Genomic DNA, 25176 nt, shown 5'->3' with positions numbered 1-25176 from the left:
ATAGCGAAGAGGTCACACCCGTTCCCATACCGAACACGGAAGTTAAGCTCTTCAGCGCCGATGGTAGTTGGGGGTTTCCCCCTGTGAGAGTAGGACGCCGCCAAGCTTCTATAAGGATCAGTTCCAGTCGGAACTGGTCTTTTTTGTTTTTTAAGAAAAGGAACAAACACTCGATCTGACATGGATACATATACTAAACTACCATCTAAAACATTCTTAATTTTGTATACAATTGAAAGCGCTAGGGCATACTGAAGCTATAAGTGGAGGTGTCACAATGAGCAAAAAAGAGCGAGAAGCGATTTGTTTGATTTGTGAAGAGAAAAAAACAAAGGGAATTTATTTATATCATCAGTTTTTGTGCCGAGAATGTGAGAGAAAGTTAATTTCTACATCGACCTCGGATCCTAGCTATGCCGATTATGTTAGAAAGCTAAAAAATCTTCATACGCCGCCTTTGTATTCATAGACCATTAGATGGTCTTTTTTTATGAGGTATGAAGGATTGGGCCTGTTTTTTGGAACTTAGTTTGGACATCATCCGTAATTAATAATAAGATAAACAGAGAGCCTGATTATTCATAGGAGTCGATGAACATGAAATCAATCTTTTATACATTTATATGGGCCATCCTCTCTACTTTTTTTTCGCTTATGATTTTAACCGTCAGTATTGGGGTTTTCCATTATCATGTTGGATTATCGATACTGTATGCGATGATGGGGTGGGGCGTGATGTTTGCAGGGAGCAGATGGGTTGCTTTCCAGTTGTTTTTAAAGAAACACGGACTTTCTCGTAGTGATTATGTATATATCAAACAGCATTTAAAAGAAGCAGGACAAAAGCTCGTACGTTTAAAGAAGGCTTTATTTGCTGTGAAGAACGTACAGACGATCAAACATAATTATGAAATTCTCCGACTTGCACGACGAATCTATACGATTACAAAAAAAGAGCCGACCCGATTTTATGATGCACAGCGTTTTTATTTTGAAAGCTTGGATTCTGTCGTTGAACTAACTGAAAAATATGCACTATTGTATAATCAGCCTGATCGCAGTCATGAGCTGGAAATGACACTAAGCCAAACTCGAGTGACGCTGACAGAGCTGCAAAAGCAATTGACGAATGATTTGCAGCAAGTATTAGGAAGAGACATAGAAGCCCTTCATATTGAGCTTGAAGTGGCAGATAAAATGATAAAGAAATAATGAAAGGAGTCAAACGTAATGAAACCAGAAGATCACATCCCAACATCACCTGCTTCCACTACAGATCTTCAGTTTCAGGTGTTTGATACCTTATCTGATGAGGAGAAACAAGAAGCCTTGCAGCGTGCTGAGCAGATCCCTGACAATCCGCAAAAGCTGCTTTTCTATGGTACACGTGTTCAGGAACGATTATTGGAACAATCACAACAAATGATGAAATATGTTGAGAAAAAAGATATCGATCAAATAGGAGACGTGCTTGAGGCCTTTTTGCACCAGCTGCATGTAGTAGAACCGGACGACTTATTGCCAAAGAAGCAGGGCTTTTTTTCGACGTTATTTCGGCGGGAGAAGCGTTCTACTCAGGAAATCATCTCGCGTTTTCAACATGCAAAATCACAGATCGAGAGATTATCAGCAAGGCTTCGTTACGCAAAAGGCGGATTAATTTCGGATCATATGTTATTAGAGCGTTTATTTGAAGAAAATCAAACTTTTTTCCAAGAGATGACACTGCAGGTTGCAGCAGTTGAAGCGAAAATGACAACTTTAGAGAAGCAGATCATATCAGAACCGGAGCAGGTTGGTAATCGGACTATAGAGGAGCAATTGATGAGTCAGGAAGTCAATGCAGAAGAATATATGGAGAGGTTGAAAGAACGGAAATATGATTTGCTGCTAAGCCGGCAAATTGCGTTGCAATGTAATGCCCAAATTCGAATTATCCAGCATACGAATCATACATTGGCCAATCACATTCAATCAACAGTTTCTGCATCTATTCCTCTATGGATCAACCAAATGTCGATTGCATTAACGCATATTCAACAGCGTGCCAATTCAGCTCTTGAGAATCGAATCCAAAAAACATATGAAAAGGTATCAAAGCAGCAGGGGGAGCTTCTTGAAGAGGCAGCTTTTGCACCTATAGATACGTTGAAAAAGGTTCAACGCCAATTAGCTGAAACCTTACAGGAAACGTTACAGGTGAAGGAGCATGGAAGCCAAGAGCGAGCCCAATTGAAAAACAGCATGTATGAGGCAGAACAGCAGCTGGCGAATCACCAGCCAATAAAGGAATGAGAATCCATCTTTCGGTTCCCTTGTATGAACGTTATAATAGACATAAGATATCGTTAAAGTGAAAAGGGTCGATTTGTTTGAAAACACCTTTATATACAGCATTAGCACAACATGCGGAAAAGAAACCTTATTCTTTCCACGTTCCAGGACATCACAATGGAGATGTCTTTTTTGATGAGGCACGGACTTATTATGACTCAATTCTTCAGCTGGATGTAACAGAGCTTGAAGGGTTAGATGATCTCCATCATCCAACTGGTGTGATTCAAGAGGCTGAACATTTATTGGCAAAGCTATATGGATCAGATCAAAGCTTTTTCCTTGTGAATGGGACAACTGTCGGAAATTTAGCGATGGTGATGGCAGCCTGTCGTGCGGGAGATGAGATTTTCGTCCAGCGAAATTGTCATAAGTCTGTTTATCATGGGATTGAGCTTGCAGGAGCCACGCCTATTATGGTAGAAGCTGAGGTAGATCCACACCTGCATGTTCCAACACATGTGACGAATGAAACAGTCAAAAAAGCCATATCCAAACATCCTAATTGCCGAGCGATCGTTTTGACTTATCCGAACTACTACGGACATGCAGCTGATTTATCAAAGCTGATTGACATGTGTCACGAAGAAGGGATGATCGTTTTAGTTGATGAGGCACATGGTGCACATTTTGTATTAGGCGGCGCTTTTCCTCCATCTGCTCTTTCCTATGGAGCTGACGTGGTGGTACAATCAGCACATAAAACCCTTCCGGCCATGACGATGGGATCCTACCTTCATCTTCAGGGGGGGCGAATGGATGCAAAACGTTTGAAAACATTCCTCACGATGCTTCAAAGCAGTTCTCCATCCTATCCAATTATGGCCTCATTAGATGTGGCAAGAGCTTATGTCGAGGAGATCAAGAAAAAAGAGATCTTGGATGGAATGATGAAAGAGCTGGCAGAGCTGAAAAATGAGTTCAATCGTATACCTCAGCTTGAAGTGGTAGAGTCTGAATTGCTTTCTAACGATCCATTAAAATGTGTGATTCGATCAACAAAAGGGCTGACTGGTTATGAACTAAAACGAGTACTTGAATCAGTGGAGGTTCACCCAGAGCTTGCGGACGAACATCAGGTTTTACTTGTCTTTGGTTTAGAACAGAAGAAGGATATACCTTTTAAACGGATAGAGCAGGCCCTTAATCAAAGCAATTCATTGCTCAAAGGAAAAGATCATTTGCAAAGAGAGGCGCTGGCTGATGACAACGAGGAGCATAGACAGGATATAGAAGCCGTCTCATTTGAACATGCAGCAGGACGGGTTAGTGCAGAATCGGTTATTCCATATCCACCGGGTATTCCTTTGATCGTTAAGGGAGAGCGTATTGAAATCGATCAAATTGCGGCTTTAAGCCGTTTGCTTGGACATCAGGTTCATGTTCAAGCCAGTCAGGTGATTCATCAGAGAAAATTATATGTTTATATAGAAGAGGAGACACTATGAGCGGTATGTTTATTACGTTTGAAGGGCCAGAGGGTGCTGGAAAAACGACAGTGATTCGAAAAGTGTATGAAGAAATGGAACGCCAAGGATATGCAGTGATGGCGACACGTGAGCCTGGCGGCATTGACATTGCAGAGCAGATTCGTGAAGTCATTTTAAATGAAAAAAACACAAAAATGGATGCGAAAACAGAAGCTTTGCTGTATGCAGCCGCAAGAAGGCAGCATTTGGCTGAGAAGGTAGAACCGGCATTACAGCGCGGGCAGACGGTTTTATGTGATCGTTTTGTCGATAGCTCCCTTGCTTATCAAGGCTATGCGAGAGGGCTTGGGATTGAAGAAGTAAAGTCAATTAACGACTTTGCTATCAATGGCACGATGCCGCAAATGACCATTTATTTTTCTATTACACCTGAGGAAGGGCTAAAGCGAATTGATGCCAACCAGGGAAGAGAAAAGAATCGATTAGACATGGAGACGCTGAATTTCCACCAGCTTGTCAGAGAAGGCTATGAACTGCTTATTGCACAATCGCCAGAACGATTCCGTGTAGTGGATGCGTCTCAGCCGATGCAGGCTGTCTATGAAGAAGTCCTTCAATTGATTCAGGACACATTAAAGTAAAATCAAATATGACCTAATTCCCAATCGTTGTTATAATATAGAGGAAGACATCGGCATGTCATCTGTGCCTAAAATAAAGGAGGCCAATCAAATGAAATTAATTGTTGCCGTTGTACAGGACCAAGATAGCAGCAAGTTGTTGAAAATATTGACTGAACATCATTTCGGCGTGACAAAATTAGCTTCAACTGGTGGGTTTTTAAAGTCTGGGAATACGACTTTTATTATTGGTTGTGATGATGTCCGGGTGGATAAAGCATTACAGCTTATAAAAGAAAATTGCCGTAAACGTGATCAAATGATCGCGCCTGTCTCCCCAATGGGCGGAAATGCAGATTCATACGTACCATACCCTGTTGAGGTTGAAGTTGGCGGAGCTACTGTCTTTATTCTGCCAGTTGAACAATTTCATCAATTTTAAGGATGGGTTGCTGTGAAAATTAATCAAGATATGCGGCTGCGTTTAGAAAAGCGTGAACTTCAAGCGATGAAAGGAAGCCAGACATCTGCCTCCTTTAAAGCTTCGATGGAGACGCAAAGCGGCAAACTGCGCTTAGAACAGCTGACGGTCATGCTGAGTGATATCGAAGTGTTCGGAAAAAAGCTTGCAAAGTCACGAAACCTAAAGGATTTGGCTAGGTTTAAAGGTCTGGTGAAGCGCTTTGTGAAAGAGACAGTCGATAATGGATTAAATATAGAAACATCAAGGAGCTTTGACATTTATGGAAACACACGTACACTTGCTTTGGTCAAAGCCTTAGATGAAAAGCTGATTGAATTAACCGAGGAAATGATGGATCAAGAGAAACCATCTATTGATTTGCTTGAACGTATTGGAGAAATAAAAGGTTTATTGATTAACCTTTACACATAGAGAGTGATAACATGGCAATTAGCTGGGATGACATGAATGATTTGCAGCCGCGCGTCATGCGGCTGATTTTTAATAGTATTGATAAAGACCGACTTGCGCACGCCTACTTATTTGAAGGAAAAAAAGGAACCGGAAAACTGGATGCAGCGATGCTTTTGGCTAAGAGCTTTTTTTGTTTGGAATCAGGAGTGAAACCATGTGAATCCTGTCAAAACTGCAAAAGGATTGCATCAGGAAACCATCCCGATTTACATCTTGTGCAGCCCGATGGCCAATCAATTAAGAAGGCGCAAGTGCAGGCACTGCAAGAGGAATTTACAAAAGCAGGTGTAGAATCTCACCGGAAAATGTATATTATTCTTCATGCGGACAAAATGACGGTCAATGCCGCGAACAGTTTATTGAAGTTCCTAGAGGAGCCTAATCGGGAAACGATGGCGGTTTTAATCACTGAGCAATCTCATAAAATGCTGGATACGATTATTTCAAGATGTCAGATGCTCAGCTTTCAGCCGCTGCAGCCACAATCCTTGGAGCAGCAGCTTTTACAAGAAGGCGTATCTCAGCATCTCGCAAGGCTTTTGTCGAATTTAACCAATAATTTAGCAGAAGCACTCGAATTAAGTCGAAATGATCAGTTTGCAGAGTCTAGAGCGAAAGTGATAAAATTGTATGAAGTCTTACACCAGCGAAAAGAACATGCATTTTTTTATATACAGGATCAATGGATGCCTTTTTTCAAAGAAAAAGACCTTCAAGAAACAGGTCTGGATATGCTTTTATTTATATATCGTGATGTATTGTCGATTCAAATAGGAAATGAAGATAAAGTCATTTATCAAGACTTATTCCAGACAATGAAGCAGCATGCGCTGCATTCCACACAGCAGATGGTGACCAGCCAGATCCTTGCTGTATTAGAAGCGAAAAAGAGACTTCAATCCAACGTGAATGCCCAAGGGCTGATGGAGCAATTGGTGTTGATGTTGCAGGAGGGATAAGCTTGTACAACGTAATTGGTGTTCGCTTTAAAAAAGCGGGCAAAATCTATTATTTCGATCCTAATGGATTTCATATAGAAAATGATAGTTGTGTCATTGTAGAAACGGTCAGAGGGGTTGAGTACGGACAAGTGGTCATCGCCAACAAAAAAGTAGATGAACACGATGTGGTTCTCCCTCTGCGTAAAGTCATTCGTGTAGCAGACGAACGAGACCGGCTCATCGTTGAGGAAAACAAAGAAGCAGCGATGACAGCCTTTGATACATGTCTTCAGAAGGTAAGTGAACATGGGCTAGAAATGAAATTGGTTGATGTTGAATTTACATTTGACCGAAACAAGGTCATCTTCTACTTCACAGCAGATGGCAGAGTTGATTTCCGTGAGCTAGTGAAGGATCTTGCATCAATCTTCAAAACGAGAATTGAACTTCGCCAGATTGGCGTAAGAGACGAGGCAAAAATGCTTGGCGGTATTGGTCCTTGCGGGCGAATGCTTTGCTGTTCGACATTCTTAGGAGACTTTGAACCAGTGTCTATTAAGATGGCAAAGGATCAAAACCTGTCGTTAAATCCGACAAAAATTTCAGGACTATGCGGCCGTTTGATGTGCTGCTTGAAATATGAGAATGATGAGTATGAAACAGCGAAGGAACAATTACCGGATATCGGTGAAACGATTCAGACGTCTAATGGCTCTGCAAAGGTAGTAGGGCTCAATATTTTAGAACGAATTTTGCAAGTTGAATTAACCGGGCAAGAAAAAGTGATAGAATATACATGGGAAGAATTATTACAAGAAGGCGTTGTATCTGCACAAACAACTGAGTAACGAGGTGTGCCACCTTGGATAAAAAGGAACTATTTGATACGGTGATTAATTTAGAAGAACAAATCGGTTCTCTTTATCGCCAGTTAGGTGATTTGAAAAATCATATCGGTGAAGTGATTGAAGAAAATCATCAGCTGCAGATGGAGAATCAGCACTTGCGTGAACGTCTGGATCAGTCCGATCGAGACAAATCGTCTGAGGCAGAGAATGATTCTGCCCAGAAGCCAAGTCATTCTGATATAGGAGAAGGTCATGATAACCTGGCCCGGTTATATCAGGAGGGCTTCCATATTTGTAATGTACATTATGGGAGCATTCGTAAAGAGGGAGACTGTTTGTTCTGTCTGTCATTTTTAAATAAAAAATGAGAAAAGGCTTCCGCTGAATCGGGAGCCTTTTTCACAGGAAAAGAAAGGATACATCATGGTTTCGTTAAGAGAAGATGAACGTTTAGATTACCTGCTCGCCGAAGATATGAAGATTATTCAAAGTAAAACGGTGTTTGCCTTTTCATTGGACGCGGTGTTATTAGCTAAATTTGCGTATGTGCCAATCCAAAAAGGAGAGATCATTGATCTTTGTACCGGAAATGGCATCGTGCCATTACTGCTTTCAACTCGATCTAAGGCCTCGATTACGGGGGTTGAAATTCAAGAACGGCTGTTTGATATGGCAAAAAGAAGTGTGGAGTATAATCAACTTGCGCACCAGATTGAATTGATTCATGGTGATTTGAATGATATGCCGGAACGCTACGGCAACCATAAAGTTGATGTGATTACATGTAACCCGCCATATTTTAAGACACCCTCTAAGGATGAAATCAATGAAAATGAATATTTGGCGATTGCACGGCATGAAATTCATTGTACATTAGAAGATGTTATTCGTGTTTCTTCCACGCTGCTAAAGCAAGGGGGGAAACTGGCGATGGTTCATCGACCAGGAAGGCTGCTTGAGATTGTGGAATTAATGAAAAAATACCGAATTGAGCCGAAACGAATTCAATTTGTTTATCCCAAACAAGAGAAAGAAGCCAATACCATCTTGGTAGAGGGCATAAAAGATGGAAAACCAGATCTGAAAATTCTCCCGCCTCTTTTTGTTTATGGGGAAGATCAGGAGTATACAGATGAAATCAGGACGATACTGTATGGAGAAGCATAATCATTACTTCTATGTATTAAAATGTGCAGATGGCAGCCTGTATGCGGGTTATACAAATGATTTACAAAAGAGATTGATGACCCACAATAGTGGAAAGGGAGCAAAGTATACAAGAGCGAGACGGCCGGTTGAGCTTTTTTATCATGAATGTTTTGCAACCAAAAGAGAAGCCATGCAGCAAGAATATCGTTTCAAAACGTGGACGCGGAAAAAGAAAGACATTTATATAGAAGAAATGCGAATGGAAAAGGAGGCGGCACATGAAAAAGACACAGAAAAGCTTTGATGGTCAATCTGGCATGGGTATTCTTTATCTTGTCCCAACCCCGATCGGAAATCTAGAAGATATGACGTTCCGAGCGATACAAACATTAAAAGATGTAGACTATATTGCCGCAGAAGATACAAGGCAAACGAAAAAGCTTTGTCATGTATACGAAATTGATACACCCTTAACCAGCTATCATGAGCATAACAAAGACAGCAGCGGCCACAAGTTAATCGAATGGCTAAAAGAAGGGAAAAGTATCGCACTCGTGAGTGATGCCGGTTTACCGACGATTTCAGATCCAGGGGCTGAAGTGGTTCGAGATTTTACTAGCATCGGAGGCTATGTCATTCCGTTACCTGGCGCAAATGCTGCACTAACGGCACTCATTGCATCAGGAATCGGACCTCAGCCATTTTTCTTTTATGGTTTTCTCGACCGTCAAAAAAAAGAAAAGAAAAAGCAGCTTGAAGCCTTGAAAAAACGTCAAGAAACGATCATTTTCTATGAAGCGCCCCATCGGTTAAAAGAAACGCTGACTTTAATGAAGGAAGTGTGGGGGAATCGGAACATCGCGATTACGAGAGAACTGACGAAAAAATTCGAAGAGTTTATTCGTGGGGATTTAGAATCTGTGCTGACATGGGCTGCGGAGAATCAAATTCGAGGTGAGTTCTGTCTTGTGGTACAAGGAAATGATCAAGCTGAAGAAGAGCTGAATGAAGAAGCTTGGTGGACGTCCTTATCTGAAAAAGAACATGTGATCCATTACATAGAGGAAGGATTAACGTCGAAGGAAGCCATTAAACGTACAGCTGTCGAACGTGGTGTGCCAAAGCGCACGATATACGATGCCTATCATATTGAACAATAAAGAAAGGTTCTTGCAAACGGTGCAAGAACCTTTTTATATGAACCTTATTTTTGTGATTGAAGTTGGTTTTGGATTTCGTTAATGATTTGCTCTGCACCTTCACGGCTAAGAACTAATTTACCATTAGCAAGCTTAAGGTTATCGTCTGATACTTCACCTGTTACTTGGCAAGTCATGTTTGGTTTATATTTTTTTAAGATAATTTTTTCATCATCAACATAAATTTCCAAAGCGTCTTTTTCAGCGATTCCTAGCGTACGGCGAAGTTCGATTGGAATCACCACGCGTCCTAATTCGTCAACTTTACGTACAATACCTGTAGATTTCATCTTCATTCTCCTCCCAAAAAGTTCTTATTCTTAAAATAATATTATCTTCGTCATTATTCGACAAATTCCTTACATTCCTAGCATAACAAGGTTTCCATAAATCGTCAATCATTTTGTTTACTATTGTTTGTAAAATATGACTCTTAAAGTCAAAAGACCTTGAAACTACTGGTGTATAAGGATTTTGTAGGCTTTTCCTATGAAAATATAAGAAATGCCGAGATCAGATTAACAAGACTTTTGCCCTAATTTAGCCAATTGTAAATCTGGAAATAGATTTCATACGACAATATTCGACAAAATGTCGACGGGTTTGTCGTTTTTTTCGAAAAACTCATCTTTTTCGATCATTTCATCTTGTTCTATGTATATATGCTTGATCTTAAAGGCTAAGATGGTATCATAGAGAAAGCACAAGTGCAAAATTGAATGAATTGATCTGACACATTTTCATGTAATGATGATAACCGCTCTCGTCCATTGGGCGGGAGTTTTTGACATTTACACACACGCAGGAGGTTCCGACATGCCGGAAAAGAAAAAAACGTTTTATCTGACAACACCTATTTACTATCCGAGCGGAAAATTACATATTGGACATGCTTATACGACAGTAGCAGGAGATGCTATGGCTCGTTATAAACGTCTACAAGGCTATGATGTGATGTATTTAACAGGTACAGATGAGCACGGACAAAAAATACAGCAAAAAGCTGAAGAACAAAATATCACACCGATCGAGTATTTAGATCCAGTCGTTGAAGACATTAAATCATTATGGAAGAAACTCGACATTTCGAATGATGACTTCATCCGTACAACAGAAAAAAGACATACGAAAATCATTGAGCAGGTCTTCCAAAAGTTGCTTGATCAAGGCGATATTTATTTAGATCAATATGAGGGCTGGTACAGTATTCCTGATGAGACATTCTATACGGAAACACAGCTTGTTGATGTTGAGCGTAATGAGAAAGGGGAAGTCATTGGCGGGAAAAGCCCTGACAGCGGCCACCCTGTTGAATTAATTAAAGAGGAATCATATTTCTTCCGTATGAGTAAGTATGCGGACCGTTTGCTCGATTATTACGAAAAAAATCCATCGTTTATTCAGCCTGAATCAAGAAAGAATGAAATGATTAATAACTTCATTAAACCAGGTTTAGAGGATTTAGCAGTATCAAGAACAACCTTTGATTGGGGAATTAAAGTTCCTAACAATCCAAAGCACGTCATTTATGTATGGATTGATGCGTTATTTAACTATTTAACTGCGATTGGCTATGGAACAGATCAAGATGAAAAATATAAAAAATATTGGCCTGCCAACGTACATCTCGTAGGAAAAGAAATTGTACGCTTCCATACGATTTATTGGCCGATTATGTTAATGGCATTAGATCTGCCTCTGCCGAAACAAATTTTCGCACACGGCTGGCTGCTCATGAAAGATGGCAAAATGTCTAAATCAAAAGGGAATGTGGTAGATCCGGTCACATTAATTGATCGCTATGGCCTCGATGCCCTTCGTTATTATCTGCTTCGCGAAGTACCATTTGGTGCAGATGGTGTGTTTACACCAGAAGGATTCGTGGAACGTGTAAACTATGACCTTGCCAATGATTTAGGTAACTTGCTTAATCGTACAGTTGCGATGGTTCAAAAATATTTTGACGGCACATTAAGCAGCTATAAGGGTCCTGTTAATGAGTTTGATGAAGAGCTGAAAGCAGTCGCTGAGCAGACAGTCAAAGCCTATGAAGAAGCGATGGAAAATCTTGAATTCTCTGTGGCTCTTTCAAATGTTTGGACATTAATCAGCAGAACCAATAAATATATTGATCAAACAGCTCCATGGGTGCTGGCAAAGGATGAAACAAAACGAAAAGAACTGCATTCTGTTATGTATCATTTAGCAGAATCACTTCGAATCACAGCAGTACTCTTAACGCCATTCCTAACGAAAACACCTGAGAAAATCTTCTTCCAGCTTGGAATTGAAGAAGAGAAGCTCAAAAGCTGGGATAGTATCCTATCATTTGGTGCGATTCAACAAGCGACGGTACAAAAAGGAGAGCCTTTGTTCCCGCGTTTAGAGGTTGAAGAAGAAGTAGCCTACATTAAAGAAAAAATGCAGGGAAGTGCACCTAAGGTAGAAGAAGAGAAAGTGGAAATCGAAGAAACGGAATTACCTGAGCTGGGAGCAGAAATTGCATTTGATGATTTCTCAAAAGTTGATCTTCGAGTTGCACAGGTATTGGAAGCAGCCCCAGTGAAAAAAGCGGATCGTCTTTTAAAGCTTCAGCTTGATTTTGGATTTGAAAAAAGACAAATAGTCTCTGGGATTGCCAAGCACTATCAACCAGAAGAATTAGTAGGGAAAAAGCTCGTTTGCGTAGCGAATCTTACCCCAGTTAAACTCAGAGGGGAAATTTCCCAGGGAATGATTTTAACTGGAGAAACAGGCGGGGAATTGCAGGTTCTTGAAGTAGATCAATCTCTAGCAAATGGAACAAAAATTTTATAACTCAACAAAGGTGTTCCACGTGTAACATTTCGTCGAACACCTTTTGTTTTTTAGCAGAATTGTCGAAAGGAGCAAACAACTATGTTATTTGATACACATGCCCACTTGAATGCAGAACAATACAATGAAGACTTAGAACAGGTGATCGAAAGAGCGAAAAGCGAAAAAGTTGAGAAAATCGTGGTGGTAGGGTTTGACCGCCCAACAATTACGAGAGCGATGGAATTAATTGAAGAGTATGATTTCATATATGCAGCTATCGGCTGGCATCCAGTCGATGCTATTGATATGACAGATGAGGATTTGGCTTGGATCAAAGATTTATCTCAACACGAAAAAGTGGTTGCGATTGGAGAAATGGGTCTGGATTACTATTGGGACAAGTCGCCAAAAGATGTGCAAAAGGAAGTCTTTAGACGCCAAATTGCTCTTGCGAAGGAAGTGAAGCTTCCAATCGTTATTCATAATCGTGACGCAACGGAAGATGTCGTGACGATTTTAAAGGAAGAGGGAGCAGCTGAAGTTGGAGGTATTATGCACTGCTTTACTGGCAGTCTGGAAACTGCAAAAGCGTGTATGGAGATGAACTTTTATATTTCATTCGGTGGACCCGTGACATTTAAAAATGCCAAAAAGCCAAAGGAAGTTGTAAAGGAGATACCAAGTGACAAGCTTTTGATTGAAACAGACTGCCCATACTTAACGCCAGTGCCATTTAGAGGGAAACGTAATGAGCCAAGTTATGTCAAATATATCGCAGAACAGATTGCGGAGCTGAGAGAAATTAGCTTTGAAGAGCTTGCTGAATTGACAACAAAAAATGCAAAAAAAGTTTTCCGTATAAACTGACAGTATATGATGTCAATCCTTGTTTAAGCTTGTCCAATTGTGAAACATAACGAAAAAGTTCTACACGTTTGCGCCTCCTCATAGGATAAGTTGTCGATAAGTCTTTCTTCCCTTCCTTCCATAAATCTCCCATAATAGGTTTACAATCGAGCATTTTTGTACAGTGGGTGGAAGGGTTGACAGGTTTTGAGATACTCTATATAATCTCTCCGAGGAGAAGGAGGCGTTTTTCATCGTACAAAAAATGAAAAATCTGTTTTCTGTGAAGCTAGGAAAAGGCAAGGTTTTATTACTAGTTGTTTGCTTGCTTTTAGCTGGAACTGGAACGGCTTACGGTGCGCATGAGCTCACTAAGCAGTCTATTACCATTTCAATCAATGGTAAAGAGAAGACAATTCGTACACATGAAGAGACAGTAGCTCAGCTGCTTTCAGACCTTGGCATAAGGACCAAGGCGGAGGATCATATCTCTCCAAGTCTAAATACAAAGATTCAAGACAACATGAACATTGTGTATGATGCGGCTATACCGGTTCATCTGACCCTAGATGGGAAAGAGAAAACGATATGGACAACAGATCAGACGGTTGGAGCATTATTGAAGAATGAGAAGATAGATATTGGGAAGCACGATCAAGTAACTCCAGGAAAGAATGACAAGTTAAAAAAGGATATGAATCTTGTGGTTCAGCAGGCCTTCCAGGTCAGCTTAAATGATGGAGGAAAAGATAAAAAAGTGTGGACCACTTCGACTACGGTCGCTGACTTTTTAAAGCAACAAGAGCTGAAGCTCAAGAAGCACGATAAGATCAAGCCTGCGTTACATAGTAACCTTTCTAAAAAGAGCGCAGATATAAAGATCACTCGGGTGGAAAAAGTCACCGATGTAGTGGAAGAGAAAATTGCTTTTGATACCAAACATAAAAAGGATCATTCTCTTGAAAAAGGGAAAGAGAAGGTACTTAAAAAAGGTGAAGAAGGTAAATTGAAGAAGCACTATGCCATTGTGAAAGAAAACGGCAAAGTGGTGTCTAAAGAATTGATTAAAGAAGTGACCGAAAAAGATAGTAAGGACCGATTAGTGGCTATTGGTACACAAGTGGCCAAAAAGGAGCCTACAGCGTCCCCTGCGGTTTCACGAAGCAATGAATCGTCAGGAAAAGAATTTTATGTGGCGTCAACAGCCTATACAGCAAGCTGTGCTGGATGTACGGGCAGAACGTCTACAGGCTTTAATTTAAAAGCAAATCCGGGTGCAAAGGTCATAGCAGTTGATCCGAGTGTCATTCCGCTGGGCTCAAAAGTGTATGTGGAAGGCTATGGATATGCCGTTGCATCAGACACTGGATCTGCTATAAAAGGGAATAAAATTGATGTGTTCGTCCCAAGTAAGTCGGCAGCTTATCAATGGGGAAATAAACGAGTGAAGATTAGAGTACTCAAATAAACACATCAAATCATTTATATGAACAGAGGGCTTTGCGCACCCTCTGTTTTTTTGGTTATAATAGAAGCACTGTTTTCTAATTAATTAGACGCAAAAGCAGCATGAAAGGTTTCGTTTTTTTAACCAAAAAATGTAGATTGTTTTTGCAAGCGGAGGAATACATGAAAATCAAAGAAATCATTGTGGTGGAGGGTCGTGATGACACTGCCAGAGTGAAGATGGCGGTTGATGCAGATACGATCGAAACAAACGGATCCGCCATTGGCGATACAGTCATTCAACAAGTGCGTCTTGCGCAGGAGACGAGAGGGGTCATTATTTTAACAGATCCTGATTTTCCTGGTGAGAAGATCCGTAAAACCATCGCAGAGGCAGTTCCTGGCTGTAAGCACGCTTTTTTGCCAAAACATCTTGCGAAGGCGAAGCGGGATAAAGGAATTGGTGTCGAGCATGCTTCCTTGGACAGTATTCGGGAATGTCTTGCCCATGTCCATGAAGAAATGGAAGAATCGGAAAGTGACATTACATTAGACGACTTATTTGACGCAGGCCTTATCGGTGGCGAAGCATCGAAACGCCGCCGCGAACGACTAGGAGTGCTTTTAAATATAGGATATACCAATGCGAAGCAGCTGCAAAAGCGCCTTCACATGTTCCAAATAACCAAACATGATTTTATTGCGGCCTTAAAGACCGTCATGCAGGAGGAAGCCGATGAATAAAGATATTGCGACACCCGTCAGAACGAAGGAAATACTGAAGAAGTACGGTTTCTCTTTTAAAAAGAGCTTAGGGCAGAACTTCTTAATTGATACAAATATTTTAGATCGCATTGTCGATCATGCGGAGGTTACAGATGAGACCGGCGTCATTGAAATTGGACCTGGTATCGGCGCATTGACAGAGCAGCTCGCTAAACGTGCAAAGAAAGTCACCGCTTTTGAAATCGATCAGCGTTTATTGCCTATTTTAAACGATACACTTTCTCCATATGATAATGTCACGATCATTCATCAAGATGTATTAAAGGCGGATGTGAGAAAGGTCATCGAGGAAAATTTTGCTGACTGTAAGGAAGTGATGGTCGTAGCCAACCTTCCATATTACGTGACAACACCGATTATTATGAAATTGCTTGAAGAAAACCTTCCATTGAAAGGGATTGTGGTCATGCTGCAAAAAGAAGTAGCAGATCGTATGGCAGCTGCCCCATCATCAAAGGAATATAATTCACTGTCTATCGCAGTTCAATTTTATACGGAAGCAAAAACGGTGATGGTTGTGCCTAAAACGGTTTTTGTTCCTCAGCCAAATGTCGATTCGGCTGTGATTAAGCTGACTGTTCGTGAAACGCCTGCTGTCTCAGTAGAAAATGATGCGTTTTTCTTTCAATTGATCCGAGCGAGCTTTGGCCAACGACGGAAAACATTGATGAATAATTTGATGAATAATCTACCTGATGGAAAAAAACATAAAGCGATTATCGAAGAAGCACTTCAAACAGCAGATATTGAAGGAAAGCGCCGCGGAGAATCATTATCCATTGAGGAATTTGCCCGTTTGTCGAATGTTTTACAAAAAGCCCTTTCGTAAGGGCTTTTTTCTTTTGTTTTTCACCACTTCAACTGTTCGGGCATAGGCTAGAAAGAACAGCACATATGAAAGACGGCCATGTGTAGTGCAAGACGATACCAACAGGATATGAGCCTGATTGTGGAGTGAACAGCATGCAATTTCAAATAGGAGATATGGTGACGAGGGCATCCTATCAAATGGATATTATGTTTCGAATCATTCGAATTGATGAGACAGATCAGCACGAAGCCACTGCCATATTGCATGGGAATGAAGTGAGGCTGATTGCTGATGCTAAGATGTCAGATCTCGTCTTAATTCAAAAAGAGGAGCAGCTGACAAGGGAGAAGGACGACGAACGGAAAATTAACGAATCGCTCGACTTACTAAGACAGGATTATCAGCTGCTGCGTGAAAAACAAGAGTATTATACTTCTGGACAATATCAGCATCAGGAGCAGTATTTTCACATGCCTGGAAAGGTCCTTCATTTAGATGGAGATGCTTCATACTTAAAGAAATGCTTAGATGTATATGAACGAATTGGTGTGCCTGTATATGGAGTGCATTGTCATGAGAAGAAAATGCCAAGCGTGATCGATTCGTTACTTGATCAATATCGGCCTGATATTTTGGTCATTACAGGGCATGATGCGTATTCCAAGCAAAAGGGCGGCGTAAATGATATCGGTGCCTATCGCCATTCTCGTCATTTCGTTGAGACGGTTCAAAAAGCAAGAAAGAAAATTCCTCATTTAGATCAGCTTGTGATCTTTGCAGGCGCCTGTCAATCTCATTTCGAATCATTGATCCAAGCAGGTGCCAATTTTGCAAGCTCACCTTCACGTGTGAACATCCATGCGCTCGATCCCGTCTATATCGTTGCGAAGATCAGCTTCACTCCATTTGTAGATCGAATCAATGTGTGGGATGTGCTTCGTAATACATTAACAAGAGAAAAAGGTCTAGGAGGCATCGAGACGAAGGGTGTTTTAAGGGTAGGTATGCCATATAAAAAAGACCATGAATCGACATAACCCGACTGATTTCAGTCTGGTTTTTTTTATGTGTAAAAAGAAATTTCAAACGGATACATAATTCACCGGAATTTGAGAAAAATAGGGAGGAGAAAAGGTAGAAGTTTGTCAAAATTATTTTGTTGACAATGGCTCGTGTTGGTTGATATAATTTAATTTTTATTTGACAAAAATGGGCCGTTGTTGTATAATTATCTCAGTGAGGTGGATGCAATGGCGAAGACTTTGTCCGACATCAAAAGATCGCTTGATGGTAACTTAGGTAAACGTTTGACGTTAAAGGCTAACGGAGGCCGCCGTAAAACAATTGAGCGTTCGGGCATTTTAGCTGAAACGTACCCTTCTGTATTTGTGATTCAATTAGATCAAGATGAGAATTCGTTTGAAAGAGTTTCTTACAGTTATGCAGATATACTGACTGAGACGGTCGAATTAACGTTCGATGATGCCGCTAGCTCAGTCGCCTATTAATGGGCAGTGAACTTCTTGTTTACTGCTTTTTGTTTTGCCTTTTTTTCTGAATGGGAGTCTGTCCATTTTTTGAAAGGGGTAAAAGAAAGGATTCGATATAAAATAAGAAAGCCACAAAAGCAGTGGCACTGATTCGAATTCTCGACTAAAGGGGCTGTTTCGTTTGGGTAGACGCCGAGGCATTATGTCAGATGAGTTCAAATACGAGCTGGCGAAGGATCTTGGATTTTATGATACCGTCAAAAATGGAGGCTGGGGAGAAATTCGTGCGCGTGACGCAGGTAATATGGTCAAACGTGCCATCGAATTAGCTCAGCAGCACATGGCTCAGGATGAGAATCAACGATAGAAAAATGGTCAGGGATACCTCAGGTGTCTCTGGCTTTTTTTGTTGAAAAAGTCAGTGTGCTGGGCGTAAAAGCCAATATTCATCAGATCCATCAAATGTGATACAATATTGATACTTATGTTTAGATGGAGAAGTAGGTGAAATGTTTGCGTATTTTAGAAAAAGCACCGGCAAAAATTAATCTCTCACTTGATGTCCATGGAAAAAGACCGGATGGATATCACGAAGTAGAGATGGTGATGACAACAATAGACCTTGCAGATCGACTTGAGCTGACTGAGCTGGACAAAGACGAAATCCGTGTATCATCTCATAATCGATTTGTGCCAGATGATCAGCGTAACTTGGCTTATCAGGCGGCTAAATTACTCAAAACAAGGTTCGGTATTCAAAAAGGGGTATCGATTGTCATCACAAAAGCAATACCTGTTGCAGCAGGTTTAGCTGGAGGCAGCAGTGATGCTGCAGCAGCGCTTCGCGGTTTAAACCGTTTGTGGAAGTTAAATCTCACGTTAGATGAACTGGCTGAGCTTGGAGCGGAGATCGGCTCAGATGTGTCTTTTTGTGTACACGGAGGCACAGCACTAGCGACAGGACGTGGAGAAAAACTGAAGCATATCGCGACACCGCCGCATTGCTGGGTGATTTTAGCGAAGCCGGTGATTGGGGTATCTACAGCTGAAGTTTATAGACAATATGACGCAAGCAAAGTAGAACACCCAAATGTACAGCGTATGATTGAAGCCATAGAAGCGAAAGATTATAAAGAGATGTGCGGCTCACTCGGTAACGTTCTGGAGTCTGTGACATTAAAGATGTATCCGGAAGTAGATATGATCAAAAGACAGATGAAGCGTTTCGGTGCTGATGCTGTATTAATGAGTGGAAGCGGCCCAACGGTATTTGGCTTGATTCAATATGAATCGAAGGTACAAAGAATATATAACGGACTGAGAGGATTTTGTGATCAAGTATACGCTGTCCGCATGATCGGCGAACAAAATGCCCTTGATTAAATCCGTATATTAAGTTATATTATTCATAAATTATTCGGGTTCTGGGGGTAAGTTCATGAAGTTTCGTCGAAGCGGCAGATTGGTGGACTTAACAAATTATTTGTTAGCCCACCCGCACGTACTAGTACCGTTAACTTTTTTTGCAGAACGTTATCAATCTGCAAAGTCCTCCATTAGTGAAGACTTAACGATTATCAAACAGACCTTCGAACAGCAAGGAATAGGCACATTGCTTACTGTACCTGGCGCTGCTGGCGGAGTGAAATATATTCCAAAAATTCACCTAAAAGAAGCAGATGACGTAGTAAACGATATCGGAGAGGCATTATCAACTCCTGAACGTGTACTTCCTGGCGGTTATTTATATTTAACCGATGTTTTAGGCAATCCATCGATACTTTCGAAAATCGGTAAGCTGTTTGCGACCATCTTTGCGGACCGTGCGATTGATGTCGTCATGACCGTTGCGACAAAAGGGATTCCGATTGCCTATTCTGTTGCGGGTTATTTAAATGTGCCTGTTGTGATCGTTAGAAAAGATAATAAGGTAACCGAAGGATCAACTGTCAGTATTAATTATGCGTCAGGTTCTTCTAACCGAATTCAAACCATGTCCCTTGCAAAGCGCAGCTTAGATAAAGGCTCCAATGTGTTGATCATTGATGACTTTATGAAAGCGGGCGGAACCATTAACGGCATGATGAATTTGCTTGAGGAATTTAATGCAAATGTTGCAGGGATCGGTGTTCTTTTAGAAGATGAAGGCGTAGATGAACGTCTTGTCGATGAATATGTCTCGTTGTTAAAGCTTTCTACCATTGATATGAAGCAAAAAATCATTGAGATCAATGAAGGCAATTTCCACGAGTTTTTTCATTCGAAAGCGTAAGCTTTGATTAAACATGTATTTGAATGGGAGAGATTGATATGACAAAAGTTGTTCAAACCAAACATGCACCAGCAGCCATTGGACCTTACTCTCAAGGAATTATTGTCAATAACATGTTTTACAGCTCAGGGCAAATTCCATTAACCCCAGCTGGAGATTTTGTCAATGGAGATATTAAAGAACAAACACATCAAGTATTCCGTAATCTTGAGGCTGTACTTGAAGCAGCAGGTGCTTCCTTTGAAACAGTCGTGAAAGCAACTGTTTTCATCAAAGATATGGAACAATTCGCTGAAGTGAATGAAGTGTACGGTGAGTATTTCCATACACATAAGCCAGCTCGTTCATGCGTGGAAGTGGCAAGACTTCCAAAGGATGCGCTTGTAGAAATAGAAGTAGTTGCATTAGTTAAATAAACAGGCACTCTCAATGAAAGCCGTTTGGTTTCATCATATGCAGGGAAAGACATCATCATGATGTCTTTTTTTATGCTGAGAATGTAAGCGTCGTCACGAATATGACAAATAATGTATAAATATCCCGATATTTCAAAAAAAGTTTAAAAAAAGAGCAGGAGAATCACCACGATCGTTGAATACCTAAGTAATGCTTTTATATTGGGAAAAGGTGGTGAACTACTGTGGAAGTTACTGACGTAAGATTACGCCGCGTGAATACCGATGGTCGCATGAGGGCGATTGCATCCATCACGCTGGACCACGAATTTGTTGTTCATGATATTCGTGTGATTGATGGAAACAATGGGTTGTTTGTTGCAATGCCTAGCAAACGCACGCCTGATGGAGAGTTTCGCGATATTGCACATCCAATTAATTCAAGCACTCGGGGTAAAATCCAAGATGCTGTATTAAATGAATATCATCGCTTAGGCGAAGAGGAAGAAACAATTGAATATGAAGAAGCTGGAGCTTCTTAATCATATGTGAACCTAAAAAGACGGCTTTAAGAGAAAATGAATGTTTTCTTTTAAATGCTGTCTTTTTTGCGTTTTTTCTCTTGTTTCTTAAGTCTTTCATCTGTTAGAAAATTATTGTACTTCCTTATGTATCCTTGAAATCAGTCTTTATTTAGGATATATTTTTCTATGGATAATAGGGATATTGGAGGCCAATCAATGGATAAGCGGTTCGCAGTGATTTTAGCAGCGGGAAAAGGAACGAGAATGAAGTCAAAGTTATATAAAGTACTTCATCCAGTTTGCGGAAAGCCAATGGTCGAGCATGTGGCAGATGAAGCGTTAAAGCTTTCTTTAGCCAAGCTAGTGACGATTGTCGGTCATGGTGCAGAGGACGTGAAAGAGCAGCTTGGAGACAGAAGTGAGTATGCACTTCAAGAAGAACAGCTGGGAACAGCCCATGCCGTCAAACAAGCAAATTCGTTCCTCGCGCAGGAAAAGGGAACAACCATTGTCATTTGTGGTGATACGCCATTATTGACAGCGGAAACAATGGAAGCCATGTTAAGCGAGCATCAAAAACATCAAGCGAAAGTTACTATTTTAACAGCACATGCGGATGATCCAACAGGCTATGGCCGTATTATTCGTGACGAAACAGGTGCTGTCGTGAAAATTGTGGAGCATAAAGATGCGAACGATGCAGAGCGTCAAGTGAATGAAATTAATACAGGGACTTATTGTTTTTCAAATGAAGATCTCTTCCGTGTGATTGAGCAAGTGTCGAATGAAAATGCACAGGGTGAATACTACTTGCCAGACGTTATTGAAATTTTAAAAAATGAAGGGCAAACAGTTGCAGCTTATCAAACACCGCATTTTGAAGAAACACTTGGAGTTAACGATCGTATCGCTCTATCACAAGCAGAGCAATTCATGAAGCGACGTATTAATCATCAGCATATGAAGAATGGTGTGACCTTGATTGATCCTGAGAACACGTATATTTCGCCAGATGCTGTCATCGGTGAAGATACAGTTATTTATCCTGGGACGGTCATCAAAGGGAATGTAAAAATCGGTGCAGACGCCACTATTGGGCCAAACACTGAAATTGTTGACAGCATCATCGGAGATCGAACAGTTATTAAGCAATCTGTCGTCTGCGATAGTGAGGTTGGAGTTGATGTGACAATTGGACCGTTTGCTCATATTCGCCCGTTGTCGAAAATTGGCGATGAAGTAAAAATTGGGAATTTTGTCGAAATCAAGAAAACAGTTTTCGGAGACCGCAGCAAAGCATCTCATCTAAGCTACATTGGAGACGCAGAGGTCGGAACTGATGTAAATCTTGGCTGTGGTTCCATTACAGTCAACTATGATGGGAAAAACAAATTCTTAACGAAGATTGAAGACGGCGCATTTATCGGCTGTAATTCAAATCTCGTTGCACCAGTCACTGTCGGAAAAGGGGCATATGTTGCAGCCGGTTCAACGGTTACAGAAGATGTACCGCAGGATGCATTGTCTATTGCTAGAGCAAGACAAGTCAATAAAGAAGATTATGTGAAAAATATTCATAAAAAATAATCCAAATACCCGGAGGTTTACCATGTCTAATCGTTATGCTGATGCGAATTTAAAGATATTCTCTTTGAATTCAAACCCTGAACTTGCCAAAGAAATTGCCGATCGTATCGGAGTTGATGTAGGAAAGAGCTCTGTTAAACGCTTTAGTGACGGTGAAGTCCAAATCAATATTGAAGAAAGTATCCGCGGCTGTGATTGTTATGTCATTCAATCAACAAGTGCGCCAGTCAATGAGCATATCATGGAACTGCTCATTATGGTGGATGCGCTAAAACGCGCTTCTGCGAAAACTGTCAATATTGTGATCCCTTATTACGGATATGCACGTCAAGATCGTAAGGCAAAACCTCGTGAGCCAATCACTGCGAAGCTTTTTGCAAACTTGCTTGAAACAGCAGGTGCTACACGTGTGATTGCACTTGATCTTCATGCGCCGCAAATCCAAGGTTTCTTCGATATTCCAATCGATAATTTAATGGCTGTGCCAATCTTAACAAACTATTTCGAACAGAAGAACTTGAATGATATCGTTGTTGTGTCTCCTGACCACGGTGGTGTGACACGTGCGCGTAAAATGGCAGACCGCCTGAAAGCGCCAATCGCAATTATCGACAAACGCCGTCCAAAGCCAAACGTTGCTGAAGTCATGAACATTATTGGTAACATTGAAGGCAAAACGGCGATTCTAATCGATGATATCATTGATACAGCTGGTACTATTACACTTGCTGCTAATGCGCTAGTCGAAAATGGAGCAGCTGAAGTATATGCTTGCTGTACGCACCCAGTCTTGTCTGGACCAGCAGTAGAACGTATCACAAACTCTAAAATTAAAGAATTAGTTGTGACAAACAGTATTCAATTAACTGATGACAAGAAAGTTGGAAAATTCATTCCGCTTTCGGTTGGGCCTTTGCTTGCAGAAGCCATCATCCGTGTACATGAAGAAGAATCTGTGAGCTACCTTTTCAGCTAATTTTCTGATTAAAAAAGGCCCTAGGCATCAAGCTTGGGGTCTTTTTGCTATCATCATTCACGGCAAATAGGTTTAAAATGATTCGGTTATGGGTAATTATGAGAGTAGTGACAAAAAAGAAATAGGATGGTGCTGAATATGGCAACTTTAAAAGCAAATAAAAGAACTGATTTCAAACGTTCCACACTGCAAAAAATCCGTCATTCAGGACACGTTCCTGGTGTCATATACGGAAAAAATACAGATAGCCTGGCTGTTTCATTAGACAGCATCGATTTATTAAAAACCTTACGTGATGAAGGGAAGAATACAATTATCACCTTAGACGTGGGTGGTGAAACGAAATCTGTGATGGTGACAGAATTACAAACAGATCCGCTGAAAAACGAACTTGTCCATGCTGATTTCCAAGTCGTTGACTTACAGCGTGAAATTGAGGCGGATGTACCAATACAGCTGATTGGCGAGTCTAAAGGGGTAAAAGATGGCGGTGTGCTTCAGCAGCCACTATTTGAACTATCTGTTACAGCGAAACCAAAAGATATCCCGCAGAATATTGAAGCTGATATTACAAACTTAGAAGTCAATGATGTCTTAACAGTTGCTGATCTGTCTGTTCAGTCATCTTATCAAATCAATAACGATCCAGAAGAAGTCGTTGCCTCCATTCTGCCGCCTCAGCAATCAAAGGTTCCTGAGCCAGATAGCGAAGAGGAGCCGCAAGAGCCTGAGGCCATTAAAGAAAAGGATGACGATGGAGAATAACTGGTCATTTAAAGACGTAACCCTCCCGCGGTTGCGTCTTTTGTGCTAGAATGAAAAGAATTCATACGTTTTTACATGAGGCAATCTGATTGGCTCATTTTTTAGGCGTGTGCTGTGTGACAAAGGAGGTTATTGGTTTCATGATTGCATTTGTTGGATTAGGCAATCCAGGAAAAGAATATGAAAAAACAAGACATAATGTCGGGTTTATGACAATAGATGAATTATCGAAAAAATGGGACATTCCTTTAAATCAATCAAAATTCCATGGACAATTTGGAACCGGGTTTGTTTCGGGGCAAAAGGTTCTACTTGTAAAGCCGCTTACATATATGAACTTATCAGGAGAATGCGTGCGTCCGCTGATGGACTATTACGATATTCCCCTTGAACATTTGAAAGTGATCTATGATGATCTTGATTTGCCAACTGGCCGGATTCGCTTACGTACAAAAGGAAGTGCAGGCGGGCATAATGGAATCAAATCATTGATTCAGCATTTAGGTTCACCTGAATTTGACCGATTCCGTATCGGCATTGGACGTCCTCAAAACGGCATGAAGGTCGTTGATTACGTACTAGGACGTTTCTCAGAAGAAGAACAGCCTGACATTGCATCAGCCATTCAATCGTCTGTCGAGGCTTGTGAAGCAGCTTTAAAAAAGCCATTTTTAGAAGTGATGAATGATTTTAACAAGAAGGTATAAGAATGATAAGCGAAGCACATACTGATCATAAAATCTCAGCATGGGAGGATCACGTATGGCTTTGCATTATTACTGCCGCCACTGTGGTGTAAAGGTTGGCAGTCTAGATGAATCTGCTGTCCAAAGTGAAGCACTTGGATTTCATCACTTAACAAATGAGGAAAGAAACGATATGATTTCTTATAGGGAAAATGGTGATTTACATGTACAAACCATTTGTGAGGATTGCCAAGAGGCGCTCGAAAGAAATCCTGATTACCATCAGTATCATACTTTTATTCAATAAAAAAGCTTTGGTGTAGATATTAGACCAA

At 40.8% G+C, this 25176-nt stretch carries 31 protein-coding genes and 1 rRNA gene; 31 read left to right on the top strand and 1 reads right to left on the bottom strand.

Features of this window, described 5'->3' with window-relative positions; genetic code table 11:
• From rrf to rsmI, 14 genes are all read left to right on the top strand, one after another.
• Nucleotides 1-106: ribosomal RNA gene (gene rrf, locus AAZR19_RS18695) — 5S ribosomal RNA — on the top strand; the annotation flags it as partial.
• Nucleotides 107-277: 171 nt separating this feature from the next.
• A complete protein-coding gene (locus AAZR19_RS18690; RefSeq protein WP_024425620.1) occupies nt 278-469 on the top strand; it encodes a sigma factor G inhibitor Gin in 192 nt (63 codons plus the stop codon).
• Nucleotides 470-597: 128 nt separating this feature from the next.
• Nucleotides 598-1212 (top strand): 5-bromo-4-chloroindolyl phosphate hydrolysis family protein, encoded by a 615-nt coding sequence (locus AAZR19_RS18685; protein WP_041105699.1) that lies wholly within the window; start codon nt 598-600, stop codon nt 1210-1212.
• Between the two features lie 18 nt (nt 1213-1230).
• The gene (locus AAZR19_RS18680) at nt 1231-2295 is read left to right on the top strand and encodes a toxic anion resistance protein (RefSeq protein WP_076839427.1); all 1065 of its coding nucleotides are present in this window, start codon (nt 1231-1233) and stop codon (nt 2293-2295) included.
• Nucleotides 2296-2372: 77 nt separating this feature from the next.
• Nucleotides 2373-3782, top strand: coding sequence for an aminotransferase class I/II-fold pyridoxal phosphate-dependent enzyme (locus tag AAZR19_RS18675; RefSeq protein ID WP_076839429.1), 1410 nt, complete (start codon nt 2373-2375; stop codon nt 3780-3782).
• A complete protein-coding gene (tmk, locus tag AAZR19_RS18670) occupies nt 3779-4405 on the top strand; it encodes a dTMP kinase (protein ID WP_226015554.1) in 627 nt (208 codons plus the stop codon). The genes AAZR19_RS18675 and tmk overlap by 4 nt, the downstream gene beginning before the upstream one ends.
• Before the next feature lie 91 nt (nt 4406-4496).
• Nucleotides 4497-4826 carry a cyclic-di-AMP receptor gene (locus tag AAZR19_RS18665; RefSeq protein WP_024425625.1) on the top strand — a complete coding sequence of 110 codons (330 nt, stop codon included), beginning with the start codon at nt 4497-4499 and terminating at the stop codon, nt 4824-4826.
• A 12-nt stretch (nt 4827-4838) separates the two neighbouring features.
• Entirely contained in the window at nt 4839-5279 is a 441-nt protein-coding gene (locus tag AAZR19_RS18660; RefSeq protein WP_024425626.1) for a YaaR family protein, read from the top strand.
• Between the two features lie 11 nt (nt 5280-5290).
• Nucleotides 5291-6280 carry a DNA polymerase III subunit delta' gene (gene holB, locus AAZR19_RS18655; RefSeq protein WP_024425627.1) on the top strand — a complete coding sequence of 330 codons (990 nt, stop codon included), beginning with the start codon at nt 5291-5293 and terminating at the stop codon, nt 6278-6280.
• 2 nt (nt 6281-6282) lie between these two features.
• A complete protein-coding gene (locus AAZR19_RS18650) occupies nt 6283-7110 on the top strand; it encodes a PSP1 domain-containing protein (RefSeq protein ID WP_024425628.1) in 828 nt (275 codons plus the stop codon).
• Between the two features lie 14 nt (nt 7111-7124).
• Complete coding sequence (yabA, locus tag AAZR19_RS18645) at nt 7125-7478, top strand: DNA replication initiation control protein YabA (protein WP_024425629.1); 354 nt, start codon at nt 7125-7127, stop codon at nt 7476-7478.
• A gap of 55 nt (nt 7479-7533) precedes the next feature.
• Entirely contained in the window at nt 7534-8277 is a 744-nt protein-coding gene (locus tag AAZR19_RS18640) for a tRNA1(Val) (adenine(37)-N6)-methyltransferase (protein ID WP_434703962.1), read from the top strand.
• Nucleotides 8264-8563, top strand: a complete 300-nt coding sequence (locus AAZR19_RS18635) for a GIY-YIG nuclease family protein (protein WP_041105706.1) — start codon at nt 8264-8266, stop codon at nt 8561-8563. Before AAZR19_RS18640 ends, AAZR19_RS18635 begins: the two co-directional genes overlap by 14 nt.
• Nucleotides 8538-9419, top strand: coding sequence for a 16S rRNA (cytidine(1402)-2'-O)-methyltransferase (rsmI, locus tag AAZR19_RS18630; RefSeq protein WP_041105708.1), 882 nt, complete (start codon nt 8538-8540; stop codon nt 9417-9419). The genes AAZR19_RS18635 and rsmI overlap by 26 nt, the downstream gene beginning before the upstream one ends.
• A gap of 44 nt (nt 9420-9463) precedes the next feature.
• Here rsmI and AAZR19_RS18625 read toward each other — a convergent pair whose 3' ends face one another.
• On the bottom strand, nt 9464-9754 hold the full coding sequence (locus tag AAZR19_RS18625) for an AbrB/MazE/SpoVT family DNA-binding domain-containing protein (protein ID WP_087975202.1): 291 nt from the start codon (nt 9752-9754) through the stop codon (nt 9464-9466).
• 520 nt (nt 9755-10274) lie between these two features.
• Here AAZR19_RS18625 and metG point away from each other — a divergent pair.
• The 17 genes from metG to AAZR19_RS18540 all read left to right on the top strand — a co-directional run bounded on the left by metG (nt 10275) and on the right by AAZR19_RS18540 (nt 25148).
• Nucleotides 10275-12275 (top strand): methionine--tRNA ligase, encoded by a 2001-nt coding sequence (gene metG, locus AAZR19_RS18620; protein ID WP_218677574.1) that lies wholly within the window; start codon nt 10275-10277, stop codon nt 12273-12275.
• Between the two features lie 81 nt (nt 12276-12356).
• Nucleotides 12357-13124, top strand: a complete 768-nt coding sequence (locus tag AAZR19_RS18615; RefSeq protein WP_024425634.1) for a TatD family hydrolase — start codon at nt 12357-12359, stop codon at nt 13122-13124.
• Between the two features lie 244 nt (nt 13125-13368).
• On the top strand, nt 13369-14571 hold the full coding sequence (locus AAZR19_RS18610) for a G5 and 3D domain-containing protein (RefSeq protein WP_041105711.1): 1203 nt from the start codon (nt 13369-13371) through the stop codon (nt 14569-14571).
• A gap of 161 nt (nt 14572-14732) precedes the next feature.
• The gene (rnmV, locus tag AAZR19_RS18605) at nt 14733-15293 is read left to right on the top strand and encodes a ribonuclease M5 (RefSeq protein ID WP_017359323.1); all 561 of its coding nucleotides are present in this window, start codon (nt 14733-14735) and stop codon (nt 15291-15293) included.
• A complete protein-coding gene (gene rsmA / locus AAZR19_RS18600) occupies nt 15286-16164 on the top strand; it encodes a 16S rRNA (adenine(1518)-N(6)/adenine(1519)-N(6))-dimethyltransferase RsmA (protein WP_041105713.1) in 879 nt (292 codons plus the stop codon). The genes rnmV and rsmA overlap by 8 nt, the downstream gene beginning before the upstream one ends.
• A gap of 134 nt (nt 16165-16298) precedes the next feature.
• Entirely contained in the window at nt 16299-17183 is an 885-nt protein-coding gene (gene yabG, locus AAZR19_RS18595) for a sporulation peptidase YabG (protein WP_024427198.1), read from the top strand.
• 213 nt (nt 17184-17396) lie between these two features.
• Entirely contained in the window at nt 17397-17654 is a 258-nt protein-coding gene (gene veg, locus AAZR19_RS18590) for a biofilm formation stimulator Veg (protein ID WP_024425637.1), read from the top strand.
• A gap of 163 nt (nt 17655-17817) precedes the next feature.
• Nucleotides 17818-18003 carry a small, acid-soluble spore protein, alpha/beta type gene (locus tag AAZR19_RS18585; RefSeq protein WP_012008653.1) on the top strand — a complete coding sequence of 62 codons (186 nt, stop codon included), beginning with the start codon at nt 17818-17820 and terminating at the stop codon, nt 18001-18003.
• Nucleotides 18004-18149: 146 nt separating this feature from the next.
• Nucleotides 18150-19019, top strand: a complete 870-nt coding sequence (ispE, locus tag AAZR19_RS18580; RefSeq protein WP_019743558.1) for a 4-(cytidine 5'-diphospho)-2-C-methyl-D-erythritol kinase — start codon at nt 18150-18152, stop codon at nt 19017-19019.
• Nucleotides 19020-19074: 55 nt separating this feature from the next.
• Nucleotides 19075-19908, top strand: coding sequence for a pur operon repressor (gene purR, locus AAZR19_RS18575; RefSeq protein ID WP_076839430.1), 834 nt, complete (start codon nt 19075-19077; stop codon nt 19906-19908).
• A gap of 38 nt (nt 19909-19946) precedes the next feature.
• Nucleotides 19947-20324, top strand: coding sequence for a 2-iminobutanoate/2-iminopropanoate deaminase (gene ridA, locus AAZR19_RS18570; RefSeq protein WP_024425639.1), 378 nt, complete (start codon nt 19947-19949; stop codon nt 20322-20324).
• 224 nt (nt 20325-20548) lie between these two features.
• Nucleotides 20549-20845 (top strand): septation regulator SpoVG, encoded by a 297-nt coding sequence (gene spoVG, locus AAZR19_RS18565; RefSeq protein WP_008357439.1) that lies wholly within the window; start codon nt 20549-20551, stop codon nt 20843-20845.
• 198 nt (nt 20846-21043) lie between these two features.
• Nucleotides 21044-22414, top strand: coding sequence for a bifunctional UDP-N-acetylglucosamine diphosphorylase/glucosamine-1-phosphate N-acetyltransferase GlmU (glmU, locus tag AAZR19_RS18560; RefSeq protein WP_041105717.1), 1371 nt, complete (start codon nt 21044-21046; stop codon nt 22412-22414).
• Between the two features lie 22 nt (nt 22415-22436).
• Complete coding sequence (locus AAZR19_RS18555; protein ID WP_024425641.1) at nt 22437-23390, top strand: ribose-phosphate diphosphokinase; 954 nt, start codon at nt 22437-22439, stop codon at nt 23388-23390.
• A gap of 138 nt (nt 23391-23528) precedes the next feature.
• Nucleotides 23529-24155: a 50S ribosomal protein L25/general stress protein Ctc gene (locus tag AAZR19_RS18550; RefSeq protein WP_041105718.1), complete on the top strand. Its 627-nt coding sequence runs from the start codon at nt 23529-23531 to the stop codon at nt 24153-24155.
• Nucleotides 24156-24295: 140 nt separating this feature from the next.
• Complete coding sequence (gene pth / locus AAZR19_RS18545) at nt 24296-24862, top strand: aminoacyl-tRNA hydrolase (protein ID WP_024425643.1); 567 nt, start codon at nt 24296-24298, stop codon at nt 24860-24862.
• A 55-nt stretch (nt 24863-24917) separates the two neighbouring features.
• Nucleotides 24918-25148 carry an anti-sigma-F factor Fin family protein gene (locus AAZR19_RS18540; RefSeq protein ID WP_003217967.1) on the top strand — a complete coding sequence of 77 codons (231 nt, stop codon included), beginning with the start codon at nt 24918-24920 and terminating at the stop codon, nt 25146-25148.
• Nucleotides 25149-25176 lie beyond the last annotated feature (28 nt).

The sequence above is a fragment of the Bacillus sp. Je.9.29.b genome (assembly GCF_051129925.1).
In the GTDB taxonomy this organism is placed as follows: Bacteria; Bacillota; Bacilli; order Bacillales; family Bacillaceae; genus Bacillus; species Bacillus safensis.
This window is presented reverse-complemented; position numbering and strand designations above follow the sequence as displayed.

Bases quoted from the DNA above. Each gene is read 5' to 3' on its own strand.
- AAZR19_RS18685 (WP_041105699.1), top strand. From the start codon at position 598: ATGAAATCAATCTTTTATACATTTATATGGGCCATCCTCTCTACTTTT.
- AAZR19_RS18625 (WP_087975202.1), bottom strand. From the start codon at position 9,754: ATGAAGATGAAATCTACAGGTATTGTACGTAAAGTTGACGAATTAGGA.
- rnmV (WP_017359323.1), top strand. From the start codon at position 14,733: ATGAAAATCAAAGAAATCATTGTGGTGGAGGGTCGTGATGACACTGCC.
- veg (WP_024425637.1), top strand. From the start codon at position 17,397: ATGGCGAAGACTTTGTCCGACATCAAAAGATCGCTTGATGGTAACTTA.
- AAZR19_RS18540 (WP_003217967.1), top strand. From the start codon at position 24,918: ATGGCTTTGCATTATTACTGCCGCCACTGTGGTGTAAAGGTTGGCAGT.
- AAZR19_RS18665 (WP_024425625.1), top strand. From the start codon at position 4,497: ATGAAATTAATTGTTGCCGTTGTACAGGACCAAGATAGCAGCAAGTTG.
- ridA (WP_024425639.1), top strand. From the start codon at position 19,947: ATGACAAAAGTTGTTCAAACCAAACATGCACCAGCAGCCATTGGACCT.
- AAZR19_RS18690 (WP_024425620.1), top strand. From the start codon at position 278: ATGAGCAAAAAAGAGCGAGAAGCGATTTGTTTGATTTGTGAAGAGAAA.
- pth (WP_024425643.1), top strand. From the start codon at position 24,296: ATGATTGCATTTGTTGGATTAGGCAATCCAGGAAAAGAATATGAAAAA.
- AAZR19_RS18615 (WP_024425634.1), top strand. From the start codon at position 12,357: ATGTTATTTGATACACATGCCCACTTGAATGCAGAACAATACAATGAA.
- AAZR19_RS18680 (WP_076839427.1), top strand. From the start codon at position 1,231: ATGAAACCAGAAGATCACATCCCAACATCACCTGCTTCCACTACAGAT.
- rsmA (WP_041105713.1), top strand. From the start codon at position 15,286: ATGAATAAAGATATTGCGACACCCGTCAGAACGAAGGAAATACTGAAG.
- tmk (WP_226015554.1), top strand. From the start codon at position 3,779: ATGAGCGGTATGTTTATTACGTTTGAAGGGCCAGAGGGTGCTGGAAAA.
- AAZR19_RS18635 (WP_041105706.1), top strand. From the start codon at position 8,264: ATGGAGAAGCATAATCATTACTTCTATGTATTAAAATGTGCAGATGGC.
- AAZR19_RS18555 (WP_024425641.1), top strand. From the start codon at position 22,437: ATGTCTAATCGTTATGCTGATGCGAATTTAAAGATATTCTCTTTGAAT.
- glmU (WP_041105717.1), top strand. From the start codon at position 21,044: ATGGATAAGCGGTTCGCAGTGATTTTAGCAGCGGGAAAAGGAACGAGA.
- yabG (WP_024427198.1), top strand. From the start codon at position 16,299: ATGCAATTTCAAATAGGAGATATGGTGACGAGGGCATCCTATCAAATG.
- AAZR19_RS18550 (WP_041105718.1), top strand. From the start codon at position 23,529: ATGGCAACTTTAAAAGCAAATAAAAGAACTGATTTCAAACGTTCCACA.
- holB (WP_024425627.1), top strand. From the start codon at position 5,291: ATGGCAATTAGCTGGGATGACATGAATGATTTGCAGCCGCGCGTCATG.
- AAZR19_RS18640 (WP_434703962.1), top strand. From the start codon at position 7,534: ATGGTTTCGTTAAGAGAAGATGAACGTTTAGATTACCTGCTCGCCGAA.
- rsmI (WP_041105708.1), top strand. From the start codon at position 8,538: ATGAAAAAGACACAGAAAAGCTTTGATGGTCAATCTGGCATGGGTATT.
- metG (WP_218677574.1), top strand. From the start codon at position 10,275: ATGCCGGAAAAGAAAAAAACGTTTTATCTGACAACACCTATTTACTAT.
- AAZR19_RS18610 (WP_041105711.1), top strand. From the start codon at position 13,369: ATGAAAAATCTGTTTTCTGTGAAGCTAGGAAAAGGCAAGGTTTTATTA.
- purR (WP_076839430.1), top strand. From the start codon at position 19,075: ATGAAGTTTCGTCGAAGCGGCAGATTGGTGGACTTAACAAATTATTTG.